The 20,200-nt window shown below is 63.4% G+C and carries 19 protein-coding genes and 1 riboswitch; of the genes, 4 read left to right on the top strand and 15 right to left on the bottom strand.

Annotated elements, in window-relative coordinates; genetic code table 11:
• Positions 1–17: 17 nt before the first annotated feature.
• The 5 genes from CTEST_RS12835 to CTEST_RS13470 all read right to left on the bottom strand — a co-directional run bounded on the left by CTEST_RS12835 (position 18) and on the right by CTEST_RS13470 (position 3,850).
• Complete coding sequence (locus CTEST_RS12835) at positions 18–1,592, bottom strand: hypothetical protein (RefSeq protein ID WP_047254077.1); 1,575 nt, start codon at positions 1,590–1,592, stop codon at positions 18–20.
• On the bottom strand, positions 1,589–2,470 hold the full coding sequence (locus CTEST_RS12830; RefSeq protein ID WP_047254076.1) for an ABC transporter ATP-binding protein: 882 nt from the start codon (positions 2,468–2,470) through the stop codon (positions 1,589–1,591). The genes CTEST_RS12835 and CTEST_RS12830 overlap by 4 nt, the downstream gene beginning before the upstream one ends.
• 467 nt (positions 2,471–2,937) lie before the next feature.
• Complete coding sequence (locus CTEST_RS12825) at positions 2,938–3,291, bottom strand: SRPBCC family protein (protein WP_047254075.1); 354 nt, start codon at positions 3,289–3,291, stop codon at positions 2,938–2,940.
• 176 nt (positions 3,292–3,467) lie between these two features.
• Entirely contained in the window at positions 3,468–3,605 is a 138-nt protein-coding gene (locus CTEST_RS13475) for a Clp protease N-terminal domain-containing protein (RefSeq protein ID WP_083985633.1), read from the bottom strand.
• The gene (locus CTEST_RS13470) at positions 3,602–3,850 is read right to left on the bottom strand and encodes a hypothetical protein (RefSeq protein ID WP_083985631.1); all 249 of its coding nucleotides are present in this window, start codon (positions 3,848–3,850) and stop codon (positions 3,602–3,604) included. The genes CTEST_RS13475 and CTEST_RS13470 overlap by 4 nt, the downstream gene beginning before the upstream one ends.
• 135 nt (positions 3,851–3,985) lie before the next feature.
• Between CTEST_RS13470 and CTEST_RS12820 the strand changes: the two genes are divergently transcribed.
• Entirely contained in the window at positions 3,986–4,483 is a 498-nt protein-coding gene (locus CTEST_RS12820) for a GyrI-like domain-containing protein (RefSeq protein WP_047254074.1), read from the top strand.
• Here CTEST_RS12820 and trpA read toward each other — a convergent pair whose 3' ends face one another.
• From trpA to CTEST_RS12785, 7 genes are all read right to left on the bottom strand, one after another.
• Complete coding sequence (gene trpA / locus CTEST_RS12815; RefSeq protein WP_047254073.1) at positions 4,484–5,326, bottom strand: tryptophan synthase subunit alpha; 843 nt, start codon at positions 5,324–5,326, stop codon at positions 4,484–4,486.
• 2 nt (positions 5,327–5,328) lie between these two features.
• Positions 5,329–6,576, bottom strand: coding sequence for a tryptophan synthase subunit beta (gene trpB, locus CTEST_RS12810; protein WP_083985630.1), 1,248 nt, complete (start codon positions 6,574–6,576; stop codon positions 5,329–5,331).
• A gap of 8 nt (positions 6,577–6,584) precedes the next feature.
• Positions 6,585–8,018: a bifunctional indole-3-glycerol-phosphate synthase TrpC/phosphoribosylanthranilate isomerase TrpF gene (gene trpCF / locus CTEST_RS12805; RefSeq protein ID WP_047254470.1), complete on the bottom strand. Its 1,434-nt coding sequence runs from the start codon at positions 8,016–8,018 to the stop codon at positions 6,585–6,587.
• Entirely contained in the window at positions 8,005–9,033 is a 1,029-nt protein-coding gene (gene trpD, locus CTEST_RS12800; RefSeq protein WP_047254071.1) for an anthranilate phosphoribosyltransferase, read from the bottom strand. Before trpD ends, trpCF begins: the two co-directional genes overlap by 14 nt.
• Positions 9,034–9,681 carry an anthranilate synthase component II gene (locus tag CTEST_RS12795; protein WP_047254070.1) on the bottom strand — a complete coding sequence of 216 codons (648 nt, stop codon included), beginning with the start codon at positions 9,679–9,681 and terminating at the stop codon, positions 9,034–9,036.
• On the bottom strand, positions 9,678–11,240 hold the full coding sequence (locus tag CTEST_RS12790) for an anthranilate synthase component 1 (RefSeq protein WP_047254069.1): 1,563 nt from the start codon (positions 11,238–11,240) through the stop codon (positions 9,678–9,680). Before CTEST_RS12790 ends, CTEST_RS12795 begins: the two co-directional genes overlap by 4 nt.
• 264 nt (positions 11,241–11,504) lie before the next feature.
• Positions 11,505–11,972 carry an SdpI family protein gene (locus CTEST_RS12785; RefSeq protein WP_047254068.1) on the bottom strand — a complete coding sequence of 156 codons (468 nt, stop codon included), beginning with the start codon at positions 11,970–11,972 and terminating at the stop codon, positions 11,505–11,507.
• A gap of 109 nt (positions 11,973–12,081) precedes the next feature.
• Here CTEST_RS12785 and CTEST_RS12780 point away from each other — a divergent pair, with 109 nt between their 5' ends.
• Positions 12,082–13,326 (top strand): dicarboxylate/amino acid:cation symporter, encoded by a 1,245-nt coding sequence (locus CTEST_RS12780; protein WP_047254067.1) that lies wholly within the window; start codon positions 12,082–12,084, stop codon positions 13,324–13,326.
• Here CTEST_RS12780 and CTEST_RS12775 read toward each other — a convergent pair.
• Both CTEST_RS12775 and CTEST_RS12770 read right to left on the bottom strand, forming a co-directional pair.
• Positions 13,301–13,588, bottom strand: coding sequence for a hypothetical protein (locus CTEST_RS12775; RefSeq protein ID WP_047254066.1), 288 nt, complete (start codon positions 13,586–13,588; stop codon positions 13,301–13,303). The two genes, CTEST_RS12780 and CTEST_RS12775, sit on opposite strands and share 26 nt — an antisense overlap.
• A gap of 22 nt (positions 13,589–13,610) precedes the next feature.
• A riboswitch (SAM riboswitch) is annotated at positions 13,611–13,740 on the bottom strand.
• A 198-nt stretch (positions 13,741–13,938) separates the two neighbouring features.
• Positions 13,939–14,316 (bottom strand): YbaN family protein, encoded by a 378-nt coding sequence (locus CTEST_RS12770; RefSeq protein WP_047254065.1) that lies wholly within the window; start codon positions 14,314–14,316, stop codon positions 13,939–13,941.
• Between the two features lie 41 nt (positions 14,317–14,357).
• Between CTEST_RS12770 and CTEST_RS12765 the strand changes: the two genes are divergently transcribed.
• Positions 14,358–16,349, top strand: coding sequence for an exo-alpha-sialidase (locus tag CTEST_RS12765; RefSeq protein ID WP_047254064.1), 1,992 nt, complete (start codon positions 14,358–14,360; stop codon positions 16,347–16,349).
• An 11-nt stretch (positions 16,350–16,360) separates the two neighbouring features.
• A complete protein-coding gene (leuS, locus tag CTEST_RS12760; RefSeq protein ID WP_047254063.1) occupies positions 16,361–19,174 on the top strand; it encodes a leucine--tRNA ligase in 2,814 nt (937 codons plus the stop codon).
• Here the strand turns inward: leuS and CTEST_RS12755 are convergent.
• Positions 19,171–20,160: an MDR family oxidoreductase gene (locus CTEST_RS12755; RefSeq protein WP_047254062.1), complete on the bottom strand. Its 990-nt coding sequence runs from the start codon at positions 20,158–20,160 to the stop codon at positions 19,171–19,173. The genes leuS and CTEST_RS12755 overlap by 4 nt on opposite strands.
• Positions 20,161–20,200: the final 40 nt, after the last annotated feature.

The following is a 20,200-nucleotide window of genomic DNA, read 5'->3' as shown; positions in this document are numbered from 1 at the left end:
ACGTGAAACACTGCGCGCTAGAGGAGCTCCCGGCGGTTGGCTCCCCACAATCCAACGGCGATGAGAGTGAGCGACACCGCGACAAACCCGACATGAACACTCCAGCTGTTCTGAAGAGCGGTCACCTCATGTTCAAAGGGAGACAGCTCGATGAGCCACGTGGGGAGTTTAAACAGCGGTCCGAAGAGGGTGAGGATGGACGCGATGGCTACCGGCGCCCACGAGAAGTAGGACAGGTGCGGAGTCAACCCGACGATGAACACCGCGAGAGCCGTGAGGAGGAGTGCTGGTGCAAGTTGGGAAAGAGCACTGGGAAGAAGTGCCTCGAAGTCCGCCGCCGTGCTGTTTTGCTCGGAGGCCAGTCCCGCCGCGCCACCGGCATAGAGCGCGAGGGTGCCCATGACGACGCTCGCAACGCCTATCACTGAGAGGGAGCCGAGCGGAGCCCAGCGACGGACACCGGTGGACCTCATCAGCTCCGCGGTGCCGTCCCTCTCCGCGCCGTGTTGGCTGATGATGCTCTGCACCCCAGCAACGGCCACCAAAATTCCGCACAATTTCGCGGTGTAGCGGATGAACTCCGTCTTCAAATCCCCCTCATTAAACAGGTCTTCGAAGACCTTTCCCACCGCTGGGTCGCCCGACATCCATTCCGATAGCGATCCGGTGAGGGCCAGGAACATCCCGGTAATGCCGGCGATGACGGCCGCCCACGTGAGTACCGTCCCGCGATGCAATACCCATTGAAGATGGACGAGGTTGCGGACCACGCGGGTGCGCTTGGTCGTGCGCTCGGGCAGCTGAACTAGCCCCCGCTCGTATTCTCGCTTGGCTTCGGCCACATACAACGTGCCCGCGAGCATCAGACACACTACTGCGAGCAGTCCCGCATTGAGAAAGTTGTTGTCGCTGTAGGCTGCCACGATCTGTTTCCAGCCGAGGGGACTGATCCAGTTGAGCCAGCTGATCTCTTTGCTGTCCGCGACCGAGCGAATGATGAACGACACTGCCACGGTGAGAACGCCGACCCTGGTGAGACTCGCGGGGTTGTTGACCATCAGCAGGGCTAACAGGGCCAGCAGCGAAGAACCGATCATGGTCAGGGTGAGATTGAGGCCGAAGGCGATGGCGCCATCGATGGGAAGCTCGTCGATATACAGCGAGCTACCCGTCAGGACGAGAGTCGACCCGGCGCCCACGAAGGCTGACACCAGCGCAGTGGTCGCCATGGCTGCCACCACAGGGGCGCGGCGTGCGATTCCGGCGGACAGGGCGAGCTCGGTGAATCCGAGGTGCTCTGAGCGCCTGGCCAACCCCACAAGGAGAATCACGGACATGATGGAACCCAGGAGCAGGATCTGAGAGCCCGCCTCCCACATCACGATCTGGCCTAAGGAAACGGGAGAATGAAGGGAACCGTAGATGGCCACCATGCCGAGGTTTGATTGCATCCCGGCGGTGAAGGCCTCCCGGGACTCCATCGTCGGGTAGTACGACTCGTATGCGGGAGGGAAGCTGGCGAGGAAGAGCCATAGGCACACGCTCCAGACCAGAATGAATACTCGACGTACCCGCAGATTGAGAGCGATCACGGCACGGCCTCCCCGTAGTGGCTGAGAAACAGGGACTCTAAGCTCGCCGGAGTGGCAGTGATGTCCTCTCCCCCACTATCCAAAATGAGGCGCAGAATTCTCGAGACGTCGTCTTTGGCGGCGGTGACGTGGAAGCGCTCTCCTTCGAATTCGGCGTTCGGTAGGGTCCGCAGGGATGGCGTGGGGTGGGAGACTATGGCGGTGATCTCATGTGCGGAAAGATGCCGAAGTTGCTCGATGGTTCCGGCTTCGACGGTGCGGCCATCTTTGATGACAGTGACGGCATCGCAAAGCTTCTCTACTTCGCTCATGATGTGGCTGGACAGCAGTACGGTCGCACCATTGTCGCGCTCCTTGCGTACTTCTTTGATGAAGACTTGTTCCATGAGCGGATCGAGCCCTGCGGTCGGTTCATCCAAGATGAGCACCTCCGCACCGAACGACAACGCGGCGATGAGCCCGACTTTGCGACGGTTACCCGTGGAGTAGTCACGAGTCTTCTTGTCCGGATCGAGTTTGAAGGCCTCAATGAGTTCCTCTTCGCGCCGGGTATCGACTGCGGAACCGCGTAGTGATTCCATGGCTCGGAAGACCTCCCGGCCGGTGAGCCCGGGCCAGAGAGCGACGTCCCCGGGGACGTATCCGACCTTCTTCAGTACCGCCGGATTCTGCCTCGGGTCGCTACCCAGCACGGTCGCTACCCCGGAACTGGGGTGGAGGACGCCGAGCAAGATGCGTATAGTCGTCGATTTGCCTGAGCCGTTGGGTCCGAGGAAGCCATGGATACTCCCCTGCTCCACGGCCAAGTTGAAGCCATCGAGGGCCTGGAAGGCGCCAAAGCGCTTGCTGAGATGCTCGACGTTGATAACCGGACTCATACTGGTTCAGCTCCTCATGTTTCACGTGAAACAATTTCAAGAGCCTGGGCGCTTGATGCTGGGAGCTTGAGTCAGCCTCCCCTACCGCCAGATGCTTGCACCTTCCACGCTTTGCGGTCACTATGGGCCAGAGCTTCTGCTCGTTGCTGCTGGGTAAGGCCGATTTTACGCTGGCGACAGTGAAAGGGGAAAGGAATCAAGAGCGGAGAGCTTGGGAAATGTTATCCGCTTTGGACCGGAGAAAGCTGCGCACGGTCAACGGCCGCAGCAGTCTACGGAGAGGTGCGGCCAACGATGAGGCAATTCCGAGCTGCCGACGAGAACCAGCCAGGAATGAAGTCGACAGAGTTAGTTCCGTGCCACCCGGTCCGCTCGGCTCAAGCGTCACCATGAAGAGCTGAATAGCCGCCCCCTCCACCTCTGGGAAGGTGCGTTCCCACTCAATGGCAGTTGTCGGGGTGTAACGCCTAACAATCAACTCGGAGATGGTGGTCCGGTGCCGTGAGTCGGAGCGGGGGGTATGCTCGAATGACACCAAAGTCAGCCCTCTCGCACCGTTTGAACTCGACGCTATTCCACTCCAGCCAGCGATCAGGGTCCGAGAGCAGCGACCACACCTCATCTGGAGTCGCGGGAACGAAGCGCCGATACTCCTGTGACCGAGTATTGGTCGTGTCGGTATCGGAGGCGGCGAAGATCAGCGACTCAGGGTCCACGCCAAATGAGTTGAGCATCGAGATGACGAGTCCGGTGTGCTCGGCCACTAAAGTACGGAAGAGTGCCACGTCCGGCTGAGGAGAGTTGTGAGCAGCCAAGAGCATGTCCCGGACGCCCTCCCGAAAGTGCCATGGACGTCCCGGCGCAGCGGGCGGGATCCCGGCCGGAGCAGAGTTTGTTGGCGGTGTGAGCCCCAACGATGCGATCCTCTGTCGGTGAGCGGAGGCGAATGCCTCGCGCGCGCTGGCCAAGGCTATCCCGCGTGAGTTGAGGGTATTTGTCACCGCTCCCCAACTCCGAGCAATGCGAGAAAGAGATGCTCGACATCGATCTCCGGGTGCCCCGCCCGGCGTTTTTCATCCTCTGCCAGGATCACTAGCTCGCGGTAGCTCTTCGTTGCCAGGTATAAGCTCTTCATCCTCGTCGCCTCCTAGGGACTTCGATGCGTGGGTCGATTCGCTTGCTGTATTTCTTGTGAACGGCTTGACGTGAGACACCAAGGGATGAAGCAATGTCCGACCAGCTCATTCCCGCCCGCAAGGCAGCTTCTACTTGCTGGAGTTCGAGGGAATCGACAAGTAGTCGCAGGGAGGCGATCGCCTGGAGGCCCTCCCGGGGGTTGGTGGTGTCGCTGGCTGATGCGGTGAGGTCCGTGCTGCTCATGGTTAGCAACCTAGTTTGCTAACCACAGGCTGTCAACCATGGTTGCTAGAGAAAGTCAAAAGCCTCGTCCACGAACTTCCAACCCAGGTACCCTCGGCGGTAACCACCCTGCCCTCCACGAAAGGCCCTACCACCATGACTGACTTCAGCGTTGACGAAGCCCGCGCCGTCTCCACCGCAATCGTCCGGGTAGAGAATGCCCCCATGAATGCTCTCGAGCCCATCTTTGACGCCACGTTCGCCGCCTTGGGCCCGCTCATCGAGACTGCCGGTATCTCGCCGATGGGCGCACCGTTCGCGATGTATTCCCGCTTCTCCGATGACTGGCAACACTGCGACATCGAGGTCGGAGTACCAGTGGAAGTTGCCCTCCCCCAAGCTATCGAGATTCCTGGCGCGGATGGAAAGCCCATCTTCATCGAGCCTTCTGAACTTCCCGGAGGCAAGGTTGCCACGATGCTGTACGTGGGCGCCTACGACGGACTCAAGGGGGCGTGGGAATCCTTCACCGACGCCCTCACGGAGGAAGGCTACCGCCCCGATATGCCGTGCTGGGAGGTCTACCTCACTGAGCCCACCCCGGAGGCAGATCCCAACACAATGCGCACGGGCTTGAACACCCGCGTGGAGTAGCTAACGCACGGTGGCGGCCTTCATTGCCGCCACAAATGACCTCAGCTCCTCTTTCAGGACTGGCATATCGGTCACCCTCCCTGGCGAGGGGTGCTCGCCGGCGACGTAGCGGTCAATGATCTTTGTGATTGCGGAGCCGGAGATCGCCCCCGCTGCCCCGGCGGCGATGGCGTCGCGCACGTGGGAAGGGCTGGAGATGCCAAATCCTAGGAGGATGGGAGCCCCGCCGTGTTTCTTGACGTTCCCCACCACCTCTTCCAGGCCAGTCACGGAAGACTCACGCTCGGTGCCGGTGACGCCGTCGCGAGAGACGGCGTAGATGTAGCCGCGTGAGTGGGTAGCCACGCCTTCCAGCGTCTTCTCTGCCGCCTGGGCTGGGGCGATGAAGATGGGATCAATCCCAGCCTCCATGGCGGCGGCGGCGAAGGGCTCACCTTCGCGGACGGGGACGTCGGGAAGCAAGATGGAATCTGCTCCTGCCTCGGCGAACTCGCGGTAGAAGGTGTCGATTCCGCGGGTAAAGGGCACGTTTCCGTAGACGAGCATGCCAAGCGGGAGGTCGGGGAACTCGGCGCGGATCGTGCGGATTTGCGCGAGGGCATCGTTGACGGTCACTCCCCCGTCGAGGGCGCGGATGTGGGATCGCTGGATCGTGGGGCCGTCGGCAACCGGATCGGAGAAGGGGACGCCGAGTTCGAGGGCATCGGCACCCGCCTCGACGACGGTGCGGATGATCTCCAGCGCGTCAGCCGGGGTCGGGTCACCGAGCATGATGAAGGGGACGAAGGCGCCCTCCCCACGGGCGTCGAGGGCGGAGAAGAGCTGATCGTAGCGGCTAGACATGGTTACTTCTCCTTCTGGAGCACGAGCTCGGGATTCTCTTCGAGGGTGCGGCGCACATGGTCGACGTCCTTATCGCCACGGCCTGATAGGGACACGAGGATGGTGAGGTTTTCACCCTTCTCCTCGGCCAGAGCGGCGCGCTTGAGGGCATAGGCCAAGGCGTGGGAGGACTCGAGGGCGGGAATGATGCCCTCGTGGAGGGAAAGCAGTTGGAAGGCTTCGAGAGCTTCGGCGTCGGTGATCCCGACGTAAGTCGCCCGGCCAGTGTCATGCAGGTGGGCATGCTGTGGGCCAACTCCGGGGTAGTCCAGGCCGGCGGAAATGGAGTAAGACTCCTCCACCTGGCCGTCGGAATTGCGCATGAGGTAGCTGCGCGCACCGTGCAGGATGCCGATTTGCCCATTGGCGATGGTGGCGCCGTGCTTGCCGGAATCCAGGCCCAGGCCGCCGGGTTCTGCCCCGACGAGTTCGACGCTGTCGTCGTCGATGAAGTCCGCGAACATACCGATGGCGTTGGAGCCGCCGCCGACGCAGGCGACGACGACGTCGGGCAAGCCACCGACGCGCTCCTTCATCTGGGCTTTCGCCTCCTCGGAGATGACGCGGTGGAAATCGCGCACGATCGTTGGGAAGGGATGTGGGCCGGCCGCGGTGCCCAAGAGGTAGTGGGACTCATGGAAGGTGGCGGTCCAGTCGCGGAGGGCTTCGTTGACGGCGTCCTTGAGCGTGCCGGAACCGGCGTCGACGGGGATGACCTGCGCGCCCATGAGCTTCATGCGGAAGACGTTGGGTTGTTGTCGTTCGACGTCCTTGGCACCCATGTAGATCACGCAGTCGAGTCCGAGCAGGGAGCAGGCGAGGGCGGTGGCTGTGCCGTGTTGTCCCGCGCCGGTCTCGGCGATGATGCGGGTCTTGCCCATCCGCTTGGCTAGGAGGGCCTGGCCGATCACCTGGTTGGTCTTGTGGGCGCCGCCGTGCACGAGGTCCTCGCGTTTGAGGAAGATCCGCGCGTACCCCTTGCCTTTTCCGGCTAGTGGCAGGTTGGAGCATTCGGTGAGGGGGGTCGGCCGTCCGAGGTAGTCACGCAGGTAGCCCGCGAGCTCGGCTCGGAAGGCGGGATCGTTCTGCGCGTCAACGAAGGCCTGTTCCAGCTGGTCAAGGGCGGGAATGAGGGATTCGGGGACGAATTGTCCGCCGAATTCGCCGAAGTAGGCCGGAAGCAAGGTGTCGTGGGAAAGATGATCGGTCATGGTGATTCCTAGGCTGGTGCGTAGCTGCGGATGATGTCAAAGGCGCGTCGGAGGGCGCCGGAGTCCTTGCGTCCCGGCTGGTCGGGGTACTCGACGCCGGAGTTGAGGTCGAGGCCGTAGCAACCGACGGCCAGGGCCTCCGTGAGGTTGTCGAGGTTGAGGCCGCCGGCGAGGAAGCTGTGCTGTTTGACCACGTCTGGGATCTTCGTCCATGCGAAGCTCGTCCCGGTCCCACCGTCTCCGGCGTCTAACACGATGCCGTCCACGGCATCGCCGTCAATGAGCGCGGCGGCGAGAGCGGCGCCGTCGTGGTTGCCCGTCATGCTGACGGCGCGCCATACCTGGACGGTATCGGGGACCTCGGCGGTGACGGCGTCGACAAGCGCAATCTCGGCTTCTGTTGACCCTTGGTAGGGGGCGTGAACTTGGACAACGCCGATGCCGTCTTGGATGAGTTCGGCGTAGCCACTGGTTCGGCGGGAGACGGCAACGTAGATGAGGCCCGGCTCGTGGGCGATGATATTGCGGGCTGTTTCACGTGAAACATTGCGCGGTGAAGAGTCCTCGAAGATCAACCCGCCATAGACGGCGCCGACGGCCCGGGCGGCCTGCGCTGCCGAAGTCGAGGTGAGGCCACAGACCTTGTTATCCCCGAACACTAGGCGGCGGGCGGCCAGGTCGATGTCTGGCTGGCTGGTCAGCTGCGAGCCGACGAGGAAGGCATGGGAATGCGCCGACAGGGCACGGACCGTCTCATTGTCACGGATGCCCGACTCAGACACCACGACGGCATCCGACGGCAGCAAGGCCGCCAGCCGGGCCGAACGATCGAGATCAATGCTGAGGTCATGCAAGTTCCGATGGTTGATGCCGATGATCTTCGCTCCCAGCGCTACCGCGCGGGACACCTCGGACTCATCGATCACCTCGGTGAGAATATCCAGGTCATAGCGCTGAGCCACCGCAGCAAACGCCCGGTATTCCTCGTCGGAAAGAATCGAGAGCATGAGCAAGATCGCATCCGCACCGAAGTAGCGGGCGGCGTGCACCTGGACCTCGTCGATGATGAAGTCCTTGCACAACACCGGCAGGTGCGTCGAGGCGGCAACGGTCGCGAGGTGATCGTAGTCCCCACCGAAGCGGTCGGGCTCGCACAGAACCGAGATCGCCGAGGCATAGCGAGAATAGATGCGGGCAATCGCGCCGGGCTCGTAATGCTCCCGGATGAGGCCGAGGGAGGGCGACGATGACTTGCATTCCATGATGAATGCCGGTGCCGCTACTCCCATCCCCCGCCCCTGGAGAGCATGGAAGAGCGAGCGATTCGATCGCGGTAAGGAATCGACGTCGACGTGGGCCAGCCGCGCGCGGATCTCCGGCAGGTGACCTCGGCGCCCGGTGACAATTCCCTCTAGGACGGTGGGCAACTTAGACACTGTAATCAGTCCCTTCGTGGCGGGCGAGCCAATTCTTGACGGTGCCATCGTCGATCAATTGCAGCGCCAACTCTGTGCCCTCGCGGAGGGAATCCACCCGCGAGTTGAGGTAGAACATACCGGCGGCGTTAACGGCTAGGGCGTCGCGGTGGGCTTGGGGGCCACTCCCGTCGAAGATCGCGCGCATGTGGGCGGCGTTCTCCACGCCATCGCCGCCAACCAGATCACTGAGGGGCCACTCCCGAACACCGAGGTCAGCGGGTGTGACGGTGTAGTTCGACATGGAACCATCCTCGGCTAGTTCCCAGATGGTGGTGGGTCCGTGGACAGCGATTTCATCGGTGCCGGAACCGTGGGCCACGAGGGCTCGGGAGCGGCCAAGCTCGCGGAACACTTCGAGGATCATCTGGCCCTGGTCGGGGTTGGCCACGCCCATGATCTGAAATTCGGGGCGCACCGGCGAGAGGAGGGGGCCGAGGACATTGAACAACGTCGGTACCTTGAGGGCCTTGCGCACCGGCTGCACGTGCGCGACCGCCGGGTTGTAGGCGGGAGCGAAGAGGAAGGTGAAGCCGGAGGACTCGAATTGGCGGACCGCCCGGTCGGGATCCAGGTCGAGCGGAATGTTCAACGCCTCCAAGACGTCGGCGGACCCGGACTTGGAGGAGACGGAGCGGTTACCGTGCTTCACCACCTTGAGCCCACCGGCGGCAGCCACTAGTGAGGCGCCGGTGGTGATGTTAATGGTGTTGGCGCCGTCGCCGCCGGTGCCCGCGGTGTCCAGCACGCCCTTCCCGCTCACCGGGAACGGGCGGCCGGCATTAAGGAATGCCTTGGCGGCACCGGCGATGTCGGAGAAGGTTTCACCGCGGGTGCGGATGGTGGCCAGGAGGGCGGCGATGTGGACATCGTCGTAGTCACCCACGGTCAAAGGGGTGAAGGCGGCGACGGCCTCGTCCAACGTCGGAGAGGGATTGTCCAGGTAGCTAATCAGCGTCTGAAGGGTCTTGTCGCTGGTCATTTAGTGGGTGCCTTCCTTGTTCGCATTATCCAATAATTGTTCGACACATCGACTAAGCATGATGGGGCCCTGCGGGCTGAGGATGCTCTCGGGGTGGAACTGCAGTCCCATGGCCATGCCATCGGTGGTTTCGGCGGCCATGACGACATCGCCTAAGTCCGTCTTCGTGGTTGCCAACGACACCATCCCGGGGGGAATGGATGCGCATCCCAGCGAGTGATAGCGAGCGACGGGCACTAGCCGGCCGATGACGCCGGGTAGGTCCGGGCCGGCGTCGATAGTCATTCCGGCGAAGACCGGATGCTGGACGCCGACGTCGGTCAACCGCATGGGCACGGACACGCCGTGGACGGGGCCGCAGGGCTCGACGGTGCCCTCGTGGGCGTCGAGAAGCGCCTGGAAGCCCAAGCAAATCCCCAGCAACGGCACCTTTCCCAGCACCGCAGAGATGAGCGGCATCATGATTCCGGCGTCGCGCGGGTGGCCGGGGCCTGGTGAGAGGCAGATGAGGTCCGGTTCGGCGGCCAGAACATCTTCCACGGAGACGGTGTTGCGGAAGACGGTGCAGCGGAACCCGGCCTCGACGAAGGCGTCGACGAGGTTGTAAACGAAGCTGTCTTGGTTGTCCACCAGCACGATGTGGGTCATCGGAGTACCTCCAGGGTTGAGCCGGATGCGAGGGCGATGGCGTTGAGCACGGCGTAGGCCTTGTGCAGCGTCTCATCCGCTTCCGCCTGCGGGTGGGAATCGCGGACCACGCCAGCGCCGGCCTGCACGTGGGCCACTCCCCCGCGCACGAAGGCGGATCGGATGACAATGCAGTTGTCCATGTCCCCGTTGCCGCGCAGGTAGCCAATCGCCCCGCCATAGGAGCCGCGGCGTTGCTTTTCCACGCCCCTCAGCAGCTCCATCGCGCGAATCTTCGGCGCACCCGACAGCGTGCCCATGTTCATGCATGCCCGATAGGCATCGAGCGCGTCGAGGGAAGGATCGAGAGTGGCGGTCACCCGGGAGACGAGGTGCATGACGCGAGAATAGCGGTCGACTTGCAGCAGGTCGGCGACGCGGCGAGTGGCCGGTACCGCGACGCGCGCCAGGTCATTGCGGGCCAAGTCGACGAGCATGGTGTGCTCGGCGATCTCTTTGGCATCCGTGCGTAGCTCCAGCTCCATGCGGATATCCAGCTCATCGTTGATGGTGCCATCCGGGTTCATCCCGCGGGGGCGCGTCCCGGCAATCGGGTACAGCTGCACCTCGCGGGTGGCGGAATCAAACTTGAGGTTGGATTCCGGGGAGGCACCAAACAACTCATACGCCTCGCCGCTGGCATCCAGCCCGCGCTGGTAGAACATGTACGGGCTCGGGTTGGTCTCGCGCAGTTTCCGATAGGCCGCGAAGGCATCCGGGCAGGGCGCGGAGAAGGTGCGGGCGGGCACGACCTGGTAAATATCGCCGTCATAAATGTTTCCTTTGAGGTCTTCGACCCAGGAGCAGAACTTGTCATCGGCGATGTCGGCCTCGACGCGGAGAACATCCTCTGGATGTTCTGTGACCTGATAGGCGTGCTCGGTGGAGGGCTCGGCGGCGTCGATAAGCGACACCAGCTCGTCGACGCGCTCGGCGACCCCCGGATCGTCGAAGCTGACGGCCGTGAGGGTCGCGGTCTGCGACTGGTGATGAATAGTGAGGACGATCTCCGCGAGGATGAACTGATAATCCGGGTAGGTGTTCGGGCCATCGGCCACGGCCGGCAGCTGCTCGAAGGTCTCCAGGAAATCGAAGGCGATCCCGCCCGCCAACATGGGCAGCGTGTGCGAAGGGTCGACGTACCCCGCGTCCCGGGTCAGCGCTCGCAGCGGCTCGATGGCGCTGATCGCGGTGAGCCGCTCGCGCTCATCGACCGCCGTGGCCTGCGGAAAGGTGAAATGTCCCCGGCCGTAGGCGGCCAGCTGCTCATTGAGCTTATCGACGACCCGCGTCCCCGACGCCGTCAACGGCGTCGCCGTCACCGTCGAGCCCTGACAGGTCAGGCGCACCGACGCGGCGATGACCGCCACGGAAGAAATACCCGAACGAGTGGTGATGTCGGCCGATTCCAACAGGAGCGAATCCTGCGCGCTCGTGCCACCGATGTGGGCGAACAAGCCGGAGGCGTCGGCGTGGTAGCGGACGCTCCGAGTGATGACGTGGGGAGATGAGGGGCTCATCTGGCCTTCCTGGAGTACGGGGGCTGGGCTGGGGAGAGGCTGCCTGCTCTCATCTTCTGCGCCGGATTCCAGGTATCCCCCGGGGTGGTGGACCGGGAGAAAAATGGCCCGCGACGCTTCGATGGAAGCTGGCGGGCCGAATTTGCAACAAACGTGGCACGCCGATTAAGCGCGCCACCACCAGTTGGTGCTTCGGGAAGAAGGAGTGTTATTCACAATATGAAACGTTAATCTCGCAGCGCGGGAAGCGCAACTATTCAGCAACTATTCATCGGAAGCGGCCGCCGCACGGCGCACCGCCTGCAGATCGACCTTCTCCGGCGTGGCCTCTGGGGTGGAATTACCGCAGTTGCAGTCGTTGCCGCACCCTCCCCCACTAGCTTGTTCGGCCTGTGTTGCTTGTTCATCCATGAGCACCGCCATCCGCGCGCCGGAGTTCGCCCCCACACTCACGGCCATGACGGCCGCGACGAGGAAGAACAGCGACACGATGAACCACCAGCCGCTCAACGTCCACGAGATGAACCCACCGAAGAGCAAGATGAGCGCGGCGAGGAGCCAAAAAGGGCCGGCGACGGCGTGCGCGCCATCCCAAATGTCCTTCGATTTCCGCACTTCCGGCACGCGCAACCCGATGAGCGAGTTGCCGGGGAGGCGGCGGGTGGTGGCGAGCGCTCCGACGATGAGCAACACAGCACTGAGTGCGAAGAAGATGAGACCGACGACGAACATGGTTGCAGTCTATCCCTCCTGCTGAGCGCCAGGAGAATCGATGATCTTAAAGATCCAGGTAGTAACCTGAAGTGCGACACTAGTCCAGCCCAAAAGAAAGAGGCCACGTATGGACCTCAAGCGCATTTCCTCTTCGCTGCTGTTTAGGGTGGTCATCGCGATCATCCTGGGCATCATCTGCAGCTTCTTCTTCCCTGATTGGCTCGCCCGGGTCTTCGCCACCTTTAATAGCCTCTTTGGCGGTTTCCTCGGTTTCTTTGTGCCGGTTCTCATTTTTGCCTTGATCACCCCGGCCATCGCCGGGCTGGGTCGCGGGGCCGGCAAGTGGCTTGGCATCACCACCGGCATCGCGTATCTCTCGACGATCCTCTCGGGCCTCATCGCCTACGGCACTGCCCAACTCGTGTACCCGTGGCTGCTGGCCAACCAGGGCGAGGTCGAAGCCGTCGATGTCAGCGAGGGCGATCTGGCCCCCTACTTCAGCATCGTCATGGACCCGCCCTTCGCCGTCATGACCGCCCTGCTCCTGGCCTTTGCCGTGGGCCTGGCCATGACGTCGGTGAAGTCGGACACGCTGTACAAGGGTTCGCGTGACTTGGAGCGCGTCGTGATGAAGGTTATCTCCAGCTTCATCATTCCCCTGCTGCCCGTCTTCATCTTCGGTATGTTCCTGTCCCTGGGTATGAACGGCAACCTTGTGGACACGATGGTCGCCTTCGGCAAGGTACTCGCGCTGTCGGTCCTCATGACCTTTGTGTTCCTCACGCTGCAATACGCCCTGGCCGGAGCCATCGCCGGGCGCAATCCGTTCGTGGCCTTCAAGAACATGCTGCCGGCCTATGCCACCGCGCTGGGTACCTCCTCCTCCGCGGCGACGATCCCCGTCACCTACGCCTCGACACTGAAGAACCAGGTCGAGACCAACGTGGCCGGCTTCGTCGTTCCCCTCTGTGCGACGATCCACCTGGCTGGCTCGATGATGAAGATCACGCTTTACGCCTTCGCCATCGTCTACATGTCGGGCCTCGACGTTTCCCCGGGCCTAGCGATCGGCTTCATCCTGCTGCTTGGCATCACTATGATCGCCGCGCCGGGTGTCCCGGGTGGCGCGATCATGGCCGCCGTCGGCCTGCTGGGTTCCATGCTCGGCTTCGATGATGCGCAGGTCGCCCTCATGATTGCCGCGTACATCGCAGTCGATTCCTTCGGCACCGCAGCCAACGTCACTGGCGACGGCGCGATCGCCATGATCGTGAACAAGTTCGCCAAGGGCAAGATCCCTCCGACCGTTTCGGAAGAGGACGGCTCCGACGAGCTCGCTCAGGCGATCAGCGGGGAGTCTGACTCCAAGTAGCCTGCTGCCAGGTGGGGGTGAGCTCGATGATGCTCTCCTCCCCTGGGCCAGCGACCTGGCCTGGGGCGTAGACCCGCAGCACATTTGCCGCGGCGTCGAGATAGGCCCGGCCAAATCCGGTGAACTCCTCATCGAGGCCCAGGGCTACGTGGTGGAAGCGGCGCACGGCTTCGGGGTCGTCGTTCCAGATCGACATGAGGCGGTCGTGGAGGGCGAAAGTGAGCCAGTTGTCGTCGTGGGCCAGCACATCAATGGGGGTCATGGCGGGGATTAACCTCCTGGGAGTCGCAAGTTTCCCGCGCGCGAGAAGCCGCTCGGGCAGCGCGCGGACCGATCTTCCCTCGGGGAGCACCGTTGTGCGAGACACGGTTGCCGGTCAGCGTGCCGGGGCAGATGTAGCTGACGCTCTTGATCGTGGAGCCCAGGCTAACACTGGCTAGACTAAGTTGTCTACCTAGAGTGAATAAAATGCCCGTCCGGCCCCGCAGTGCCAGCACCGCCAGGAACCCGACGAGCGTGGCCAGCAGCAGGTAGATGGTCACGCCGGAGGTCGATCCGGTAGCCCGCGCCACCGTTCGGAAGAGCTGCTTCGGGTCATGACGGGACATTCTATTAAACGCTGGCCGGGTCTTTCTCCGGTCGCGGGCTCAGCCGAACAATGTGCACCGTCACCGCGGAGGCGATGAGGATTGTCATCACGCCCGGCCACAGCATGCCCATGAGCCACACGGACAGCCCGATGCCCACCCACAGGACCACCAACGTGCGCACTTTGTCTCGGGGCGACATCGCGTGCTGATAGTAGTTGGAGATGTACCTGCCAAAGATCCGATGGTGGAGCAGGTACGAGTGGAGGCGCTCCGAACCGCGCGCGAAGCAGAAGGCGCTGAGCAGGAGGAACGGGGTCGTCGGCAAGATTGGTAAGACGATTCCGGCCGCTCCCAACGCCAGGCTGAGGCAGCCAATGGCGATGAAGAGCGGCTTTAACATAAGCCCTACCTTAACGCGCGCGCTCAACCTACCCTAAGTGGATGACCCGCACGATCCTCTGTGATTTTCGCAGCACCGTCGCCGACAGCCCCCTCCTCCACTCCCCCGCACTCACCCTCGAACTCCGCCGCGGCGCCCTCTACCTCACCGCGCCGGGCGTCATTCTGGACATGGAAGATACCGCCAACCTCGCCGACGGTATCTGGCACAGCCTGGGCATTGTCACCGGCGAATCGGGCACCCGCATCTTCGTCGATGGCTACCAGTGCTTCTCCGCCACCGCCGATCTCAGCAACATCGATGACCTCTACCCCGCCCCGGCCGTCCGCGGCCTCGAGACGATCGAGGGCGAACTCCCAGAGACCGAGATCCTCGCCCGCGCCGTCCACCCCGTCCCCCTCATCGAATTCGCGGCGGCGGAGCTCGATGCTTTCGACGTCGCCGAGGTCGTCGAGCTGCGCACGGGCACCATCGTCCTGCGCTTCCGCGTCCGCGGCCCGGGCCAATATGGCACCGTGTTGGCCGCCGCCGGAGACGGCGAGGAGCGTCTTACTGTGCTTATCGACGCCGCCGGCATCCACTACCGCACCCTCACTCACCGTGGCACCTGGCGGGATTTCACCCTCCCGGGGCGGTTCGACGATGGCGAGTGGATCGACCTGGCCATCACCGTCACCGGCGGGGCCGTCGACATTTATCATTCCGGCTACCTCGACGCCCATCTGCCGGGCCGGGCCTTTTTCGCCGACACCGCGGGGCTGGACCGGATCGTGGTCGGGCAGGATACGAAAGGCGAGCGGCTGTGGGGTGAGGTCCGCGACGCCGCCATTTTCCCGGTTCCCCTCAATGGCGCCCAGCTCAAGCGGCTCAGCGGCGTCGCGCCGATCCACACTCGCTGCCTCTTCGACTCTGGCTACGACGGTGCCGTCAGTTACCGCATCCCCTCGCTGCTCACGACCGCCTCTGGCGTCGTCATCGCGGGGGCTGACCAGCGGGAAACCATCCCCAATGATGCCCCCAACGCCGTTAACTTCGTCGTGCGCCGTTCCCTCGACGGCGGTGACACGTGGGGGTCGATGAGCACCGTTGTGTCTTGGCCGGGCGAGGGCCTGCTCGGGGCGTCTGCGACTGATTCCTGCCTCGTGCAGGATCGGACTTCTGGGCGAGTCATCGCCCTCCTTGACCACTTCCCGGGTGGGATTGGGCAGCCGAACGCTGCGGAAGGGGTGGGCGTCGATAAGCAAGGACGATATGTGCTTTCTGATGGCACCGTCGATGCCGACCCGCCCCCGGAGGCATTTCTTGCGGCGGAGGTCGCGCCGGAGGGGCAGGCGCTGACCGCGCGCACCTCCTACGTGCAGATGGTGTTTTCTGACGACGATGGCGCCACCTGGTCCCAGCCGATGAACCTCAACCAGCAGCTCAAGGACGAATCGATGATCTTCCTCGGGGTGGCGCCCGGCTGCGGCATTCAACTCGCCAGCGGCCGGCTGCTCATCCCGATGTACTTCAACACCACCGCCAACCGAGCCCATTTCCGGTGCGCAGTGGCCTATTCCGACGACGGCGGACACACCTGGACGCTGGGCTCAGCCCCGCGGGGCGAGACCGCCACCTACGAATCCACCATCGTCGAGCGGGCGGACGGCTCCGTGCTCATGCTTATGCGCAACCAAGCTGAGATCGGCCGGGTGGCTGCCGCCGTCAGTGAGGATGGTGGCGAGACGTTTGGGGAGATCACCTTTCTTGATGATGTGCCGGAGATCTTCTCCCAACCCAATGCGATCCGCCTCGGCGACGCACTCGTCTTCGCCAATGCCTCCCAGCTCCTCCCCTACCGCGGGCGCGGAGTGCTGCGGCTGAGCAGGGACGACGGTGCGACGTGGCCCATCGCGCGGACCTTCAACCCGAAGCATTACGTCTATCAATGCATGACCCAGCTGCCCGATGGCACCCTCGGCCTCCTGTGGGAACGCGAGACCCAGGGCCTCTACTTCACCCGCGTGCCGCTGCAATGGTTCCCCGCCGACTAGACTGCTTAACCATGACAAACCCGAGCGAATCTACTCCCGCTTTCCGCTACACGCCGCAGCTCGCGAACCAGATCGAGCAGGCCTGGCAGCAGTATTGGACCGACAACGGCACGTTCAATGCGCCGAACCCCGTCGGTGACCTCGCGCCAGCGGACGGCAGCTCGCTCCCGGAAAACAAGCTCTTCGTCCAGGACATGTTCCCCTACCCTTCCGGCACTGGTGTGCACGTGGGGCACCCGCTGGGCTACATCGCCACGGATGTGTACGCGCGTTTCAACCGCATGCTGGGCAAGAATGTTCTGCACGCCTTTGGCTATGACGCCTTCGGCTTGCCCGCCGAGCAGTACGCCATCCAGACGGGCACCCACCCGCGGACGACCACGATGGCCAACATTGAGAACATGCGCCGCCAGCTCGGATTGCTCGGACTGGGGCATGATCAGCGACGTTCCATCGCCACGACCGATCCGGAGTTCTACCGGTGGACCCAGTGGATCTTCCTGCAGATTTACAACTCCTGGTTTGATAAGGAGCAGCAGAAGGCCCGCCCCATCTCGGAGCTGATCCCGCTGTTGGAGGCAGGCGAGCTGCCGACGCCGGATGGGCGTGCCTACGGTGAGCTGACGGCCGTCGAGAAGCAGCAAGCTGTCGACGAATACCGCCTGGTGTACCGCTCGAACTCCATGGTCAACTGGTGCCCCGGCCTGGGCACGGTCCTGGCGAACGAGGAGGTCACTGCCGACGGTCGCTCGGAGCGGGGCAACTTCCCCGTCTTCCGCAAGCAATTGTCGCAGTGGATGATGCGCATCACCGCCTACTCCGACCGGCTTATCGATGATCTCGAGCTGCTCGACTGGCCCGACAAGGTCAAGTCCATGCAACGCAACTGGATCGGCCGTTCCCGCGGCGCCGAGGTCGACTTCAGCGCGCAGGGCCACACGCTCACCGTCTTCACCACCCGCCCCGACACCCTGTTCGGCGCGACCTACATGGTGCTGGCCCCTGAACACGAGCTTGTCGACGCCCTCGTAGCAGGTGGCACCGGATCCTTCGACAGCATCGACCCGCGGTGGACCGCGGGTGAGGCGACTCCGGCCGAGGCCGTCGCCGCCTACCGCGCCTCCATCGCCGCGAAGTCCGACCTGGAACGCCAGGAAAACAAGGACAAGACCGGCGTGTTCCTCGGCGCCTACGCCGTCAACCCCGTCAATGGTGCGCAGATTCCGATCTTCATCGCCGACTACGTCCTCACCGGATACGGCACCGGCGCCATCATGGCCGTCCCCGCGCACGACGCCCGCGACCATGAATTCGCCACCGCCTTCGGCCTGCCCATCATCGAGGTCGTCTCCGAGGACGGCATCGTTTTCAACTCCTCCAGCGCCGAGGGCCTAGACATCAACGGCCTGAGCCAGGCCGACGCGATCGAGAAGACCATTGAGTGGCTCAGTGCCGCTGGCCTGGGCGTGGAGAAGATCCAGTACAAACTGCGCGATTGGCTCTTCGCCCGCCAGCGCTACTGGGGCGAGCCCTTCCCCGTCGTCTACAGCCAGGACGGCCTCGCGCACGCGTTGCCCGAGTCGATGCTGCCCGTCGAGCTGCCCGAGGTTGCTGACTACAAGCCCGTGTCCTTCGACCCCAATGATGCCGATTCCGAGCCGCAGCCCCCGTTGGCCAAGGCCCGCGAGTGGGTCGAGGTCGAACTCGACCTAGGCGATGGCCCGCAGATGTACACCCGCGACACCAATGTCATGCCGCAGTGGGCGGGATCCTCCTGGTACCAGCTGCGCTACATCGACCCGACGAACTCGGAAAAATTCGTCGACATTGACAACGAGCGTTACTGGACCGGCCCGCAGTTCCCCGGCGACAGCGGCGGCGTGGACCTCTACGTCGGCGGTGTCGAGCACGCCGTGCTGCACCTGCTGTACTCGCGTTTCTGGCATAAGGTCCTGTTCGACCTTGGCCACGTCACCTCCATCGAGCCCTACCGTCGCCTGTACAACCAGGGTTACATCCAGGCTTTCGCGTACACCGACGCTCGCGGGGTGTACGTCCCCGCCGAGGAGGTCACGGAGAAGGATGGAAAATTCTTCTACCAGGGCGAAGAGGTCACCCAGGAGTACGGCAAGATGGGCAAGTCCCTGAAAAATGCCGTCGCCCCCGATGACATCTGCGACAACTACGGCGCCGACACCCTGCGCGTGTACGAGATGGCCATGGGACCCCTCGATACCTCCCGCCCGTGGGCCACCAAGGACGTCGTTGGCGCGCAGCGTTTCCTCCAGCGCTTGTGGCGCCTCATCGTCGACGAGTCGACCGGTGACATTGTGACCACTGACGCCGCACTCAGCGATGAGGACAACAAGTACCTGCACCGCACCATTGAGGGCGTGCGTGATGATTACGCTAACCTGCGCGTGAACACCGTCGTGGCCAAGCTCATCGAGTACGTCAACTACCTGACCAAGACCTACCCGCAGGAAGTCCCCTTCGCTGCAGTCGAACCACTGGTCATCATGGTCTCCCCTGTCGCCCCGCACATCGCCGAGGAACTGTGGAAGCGCCTCGGGCACACCGACACGGTCACCTTCGTCGACTTCCCCACCTACGACGAAAAATGGCTTGTCGACGACGAGATCGAACTACCCGTCCAGATCAACGGCAAGGTCCGCGCCCGCGTCGTCATTCCCGCGGACGCCACCGAGGAGACCATCATGGAGCGGGTCCTCGCCGAGCCGAACGTTGTCGCTCACCTCGAGGGCAAGAACCTCCGCAAGCAGATCGTCATCCCGGGTCGGATGATCAACCTGGTGATCAACTAATTGATCTCCACGACCGTCCGACCGCTGCGCTTGCCGGCGAGCTGATCCCGGCCAGCCTCAATCACCTCGTCCAGGGTGACAGTGCTGGTCAGGCGGTCGAGGACGGAACGGTCAACCTGCTCGTCCAGCTCCTTCCACCGGTCGATCCGCTCGGACAAATCGGCATCAACCGAATTGATGCCAACGAGGTTGACCGCGCGGAGGATGAACGGAAGCACCGTGGCGGGCAGGTCGGGGCCCTGCGCCAGGCCACAGGCCGTGACCACGCCATTCCGGCGCGTCATAGCCAGCGCGTTGACGAGGGTATGGGAGCCAAGGGAGTCCACCACCCCATCAAACCGGGCCTTCTGCAACGGACGTCCGGGGCTGGATAGTTCAGCCCTGTCGATGACCTCCCACGCTCCGAGCCCACGCAAATGACTATCGAATTCCTCGACCCGTCCGGTGGAGGCCGTCACCCGATACCCGGCGTTGGCCAGCATGTGCACCGCGATCGACCCCACTCCCCCGGTCGCGCCGGTGACCAGCACGTTTTCCCCGGGATGAATGCCATATTTCTGCAAGGCATGGACGGAAAGCGCGGCGGTGAAGCCGGCCGTGCCGATGGCCGCCGCATGGTGTGAGCTCATGGACTCGGGCAGGACGATGGCCGTCGCGGCGTCGATACGCAGACGGGTGGTGAAGCCACCGTGACGGAACTCGCCGAGGCCAGCGCCGTTGACCACCACGCGATCGCCGGGATGGAAGCGGGGCGATTCGGACTCGACGACGACGCCGACCACGTCGATGCCGGGGATGAGCGGAAGGGTGCGCACGACCCCGCGATCGCCCGCCAGTGCCATGGCGTCCTTGTAGTTCAGGCTGGAATGGGTGACGTCAATGAGCACATCCCCCTCTCCGAGCATGTCCTCGGTCCCGGCGACGAGGCGGGTGCGGGTGGAGCCGTCGTGTTCTTCGACGATGATGCTGCGATGTGGGCTGTTCATGGGACCAGCCTAGCCAGACCTGGCGCGGTGTGCGCAGCTG

It is taken from the genome of Corynebacterium testudinoris, from assembly GCF_001021045.1.
Lineage (GTDB): Bacteria > Actinomycetota > Actinomycetes > Mycobacteriales > Mycobacteriaceae > Corynebacterium > Corynebacterium testudinoris.
This window is presented reverse-complemented; position numbering and strand designations above follow the sequence as displayed.

Bases quoted from the DNA above. Each gene is read 5' to 3' on its own strand.
- CTEST_RS13470 (WP_083985631.1), bottom strand. From the start codon at position 3,850: ATGAGCAGCACGGACCTCACCGCATCAGCCAGCGACACCACCAACCCC.
- CTEST_RS12780 (WP_047254067.1), top strand. From the start codon at position 12,082: ATGGACCTCAAGCGCATTTCCTCTTCGCTGCTGTTTAGGGTGGTCATC.
- CTEST_RS12785 (WP_047254068.1), bottom strand. From the start codon at position 11,972: ATGTTCGTCGTCGGTCTCATCTTCTTCGCACTCAGTGCTGTGTTGCTC.
- CTEST_RS12765 (WP_047254064.1), top strand. From the start codon at position 14,358: ATGACCCGCACGATCCTCTGTGATTTTCGCAGCACCGTCGCCGACAGC.
- CTEST_RS12770 (WP_047254065.1), bottom strand. From the start codon at position 14,316: ATGTTAAAGCCGCTCTTCATCGCCATTGGCTGCCTCAGCCTGGCGTTG.
- CTEST_RS12790 (WP_047254069.1), bottom strand. From the start codon at position 11,240: ATGAGCCCCTCATCTCCCCACGTCATCACTCGGAGCGTCCGCTACCAC.
- CTEST_RS12830 (WP_047254076.1), bottom strand. From the start codon at position 2,470: ATGAGTCCGGTTATCAACGTCGAGCATCTCAGCAAGCGCTTTGGCGCC.
- CTEST_RS12825 (WP_047254075.1), bottom strand. From the start codon at position 3,291: ATGCTCTTGGCTGCTCACAACTCTCCTCAGCCGGACGTGGCACTCTTC.
- CTEST_RS12755 (WP_047254062.1), bottom strand. From the start codon at position 20,160: ATGAACAGCCCACATCGCAGCATCATCGTCGAAGAACACGACGGCTCC.
- CTEST_RS12775 (WP_047254066.1), bottom strand. From the start codon at position 13,588: ATGACCCCCATTGATGTGCTGGCCCACGACGACAACTGGCTCACTTTC.
- CTEST_RS12795 (WP_047254070.1), bottom strand. From the start codon at position 9,681: ATGACCCACATCGTGCTGGTGGACAACCAAGACAGCTTCGTTTACAAC.
- trpA (WP_047254073.1), bottom strand. From the start codon at position 5,326: ATGTCTAGCCGCTACGATCAGCTCTTCTCCGCCCTCGACGCCCGTGGG.
- leuS (WP_047254063.1), top strand. From the start codon at position 16,361: ATGACAAACCCGAGCGAATCTACTCCCGCTTTCCGCTACACGCCGCAG.
- trpD (WP_047254071.1), bottom strand. From the start codon at position 9,033: ATGACCAGCGACAAGACCCTTCAGACGCTGATTAGCTACCTGGACAAT.
- CTEST_RS12820 (WP_047254074.1), top strand. From the start codon at position 3,986: ATGACTGACTTCAGCGTTGACGAAGCCCGCGCCGTCTCCACCGCAATC.
- trpB (WP_083985630.1), bottom strand. From the start codon at position 6,576: ATGACCGATCATCTTTCCCACGACACCTTGCTTCCGGCCTACTTCGGC.
- CTEST_RS13475 (WP_083985633.1), bottom strand. From the start codon at position 3,605: ATGAAGAGCTTATACCTGGCAACGAAGAGCTACCGCGAGCTAGTGATC.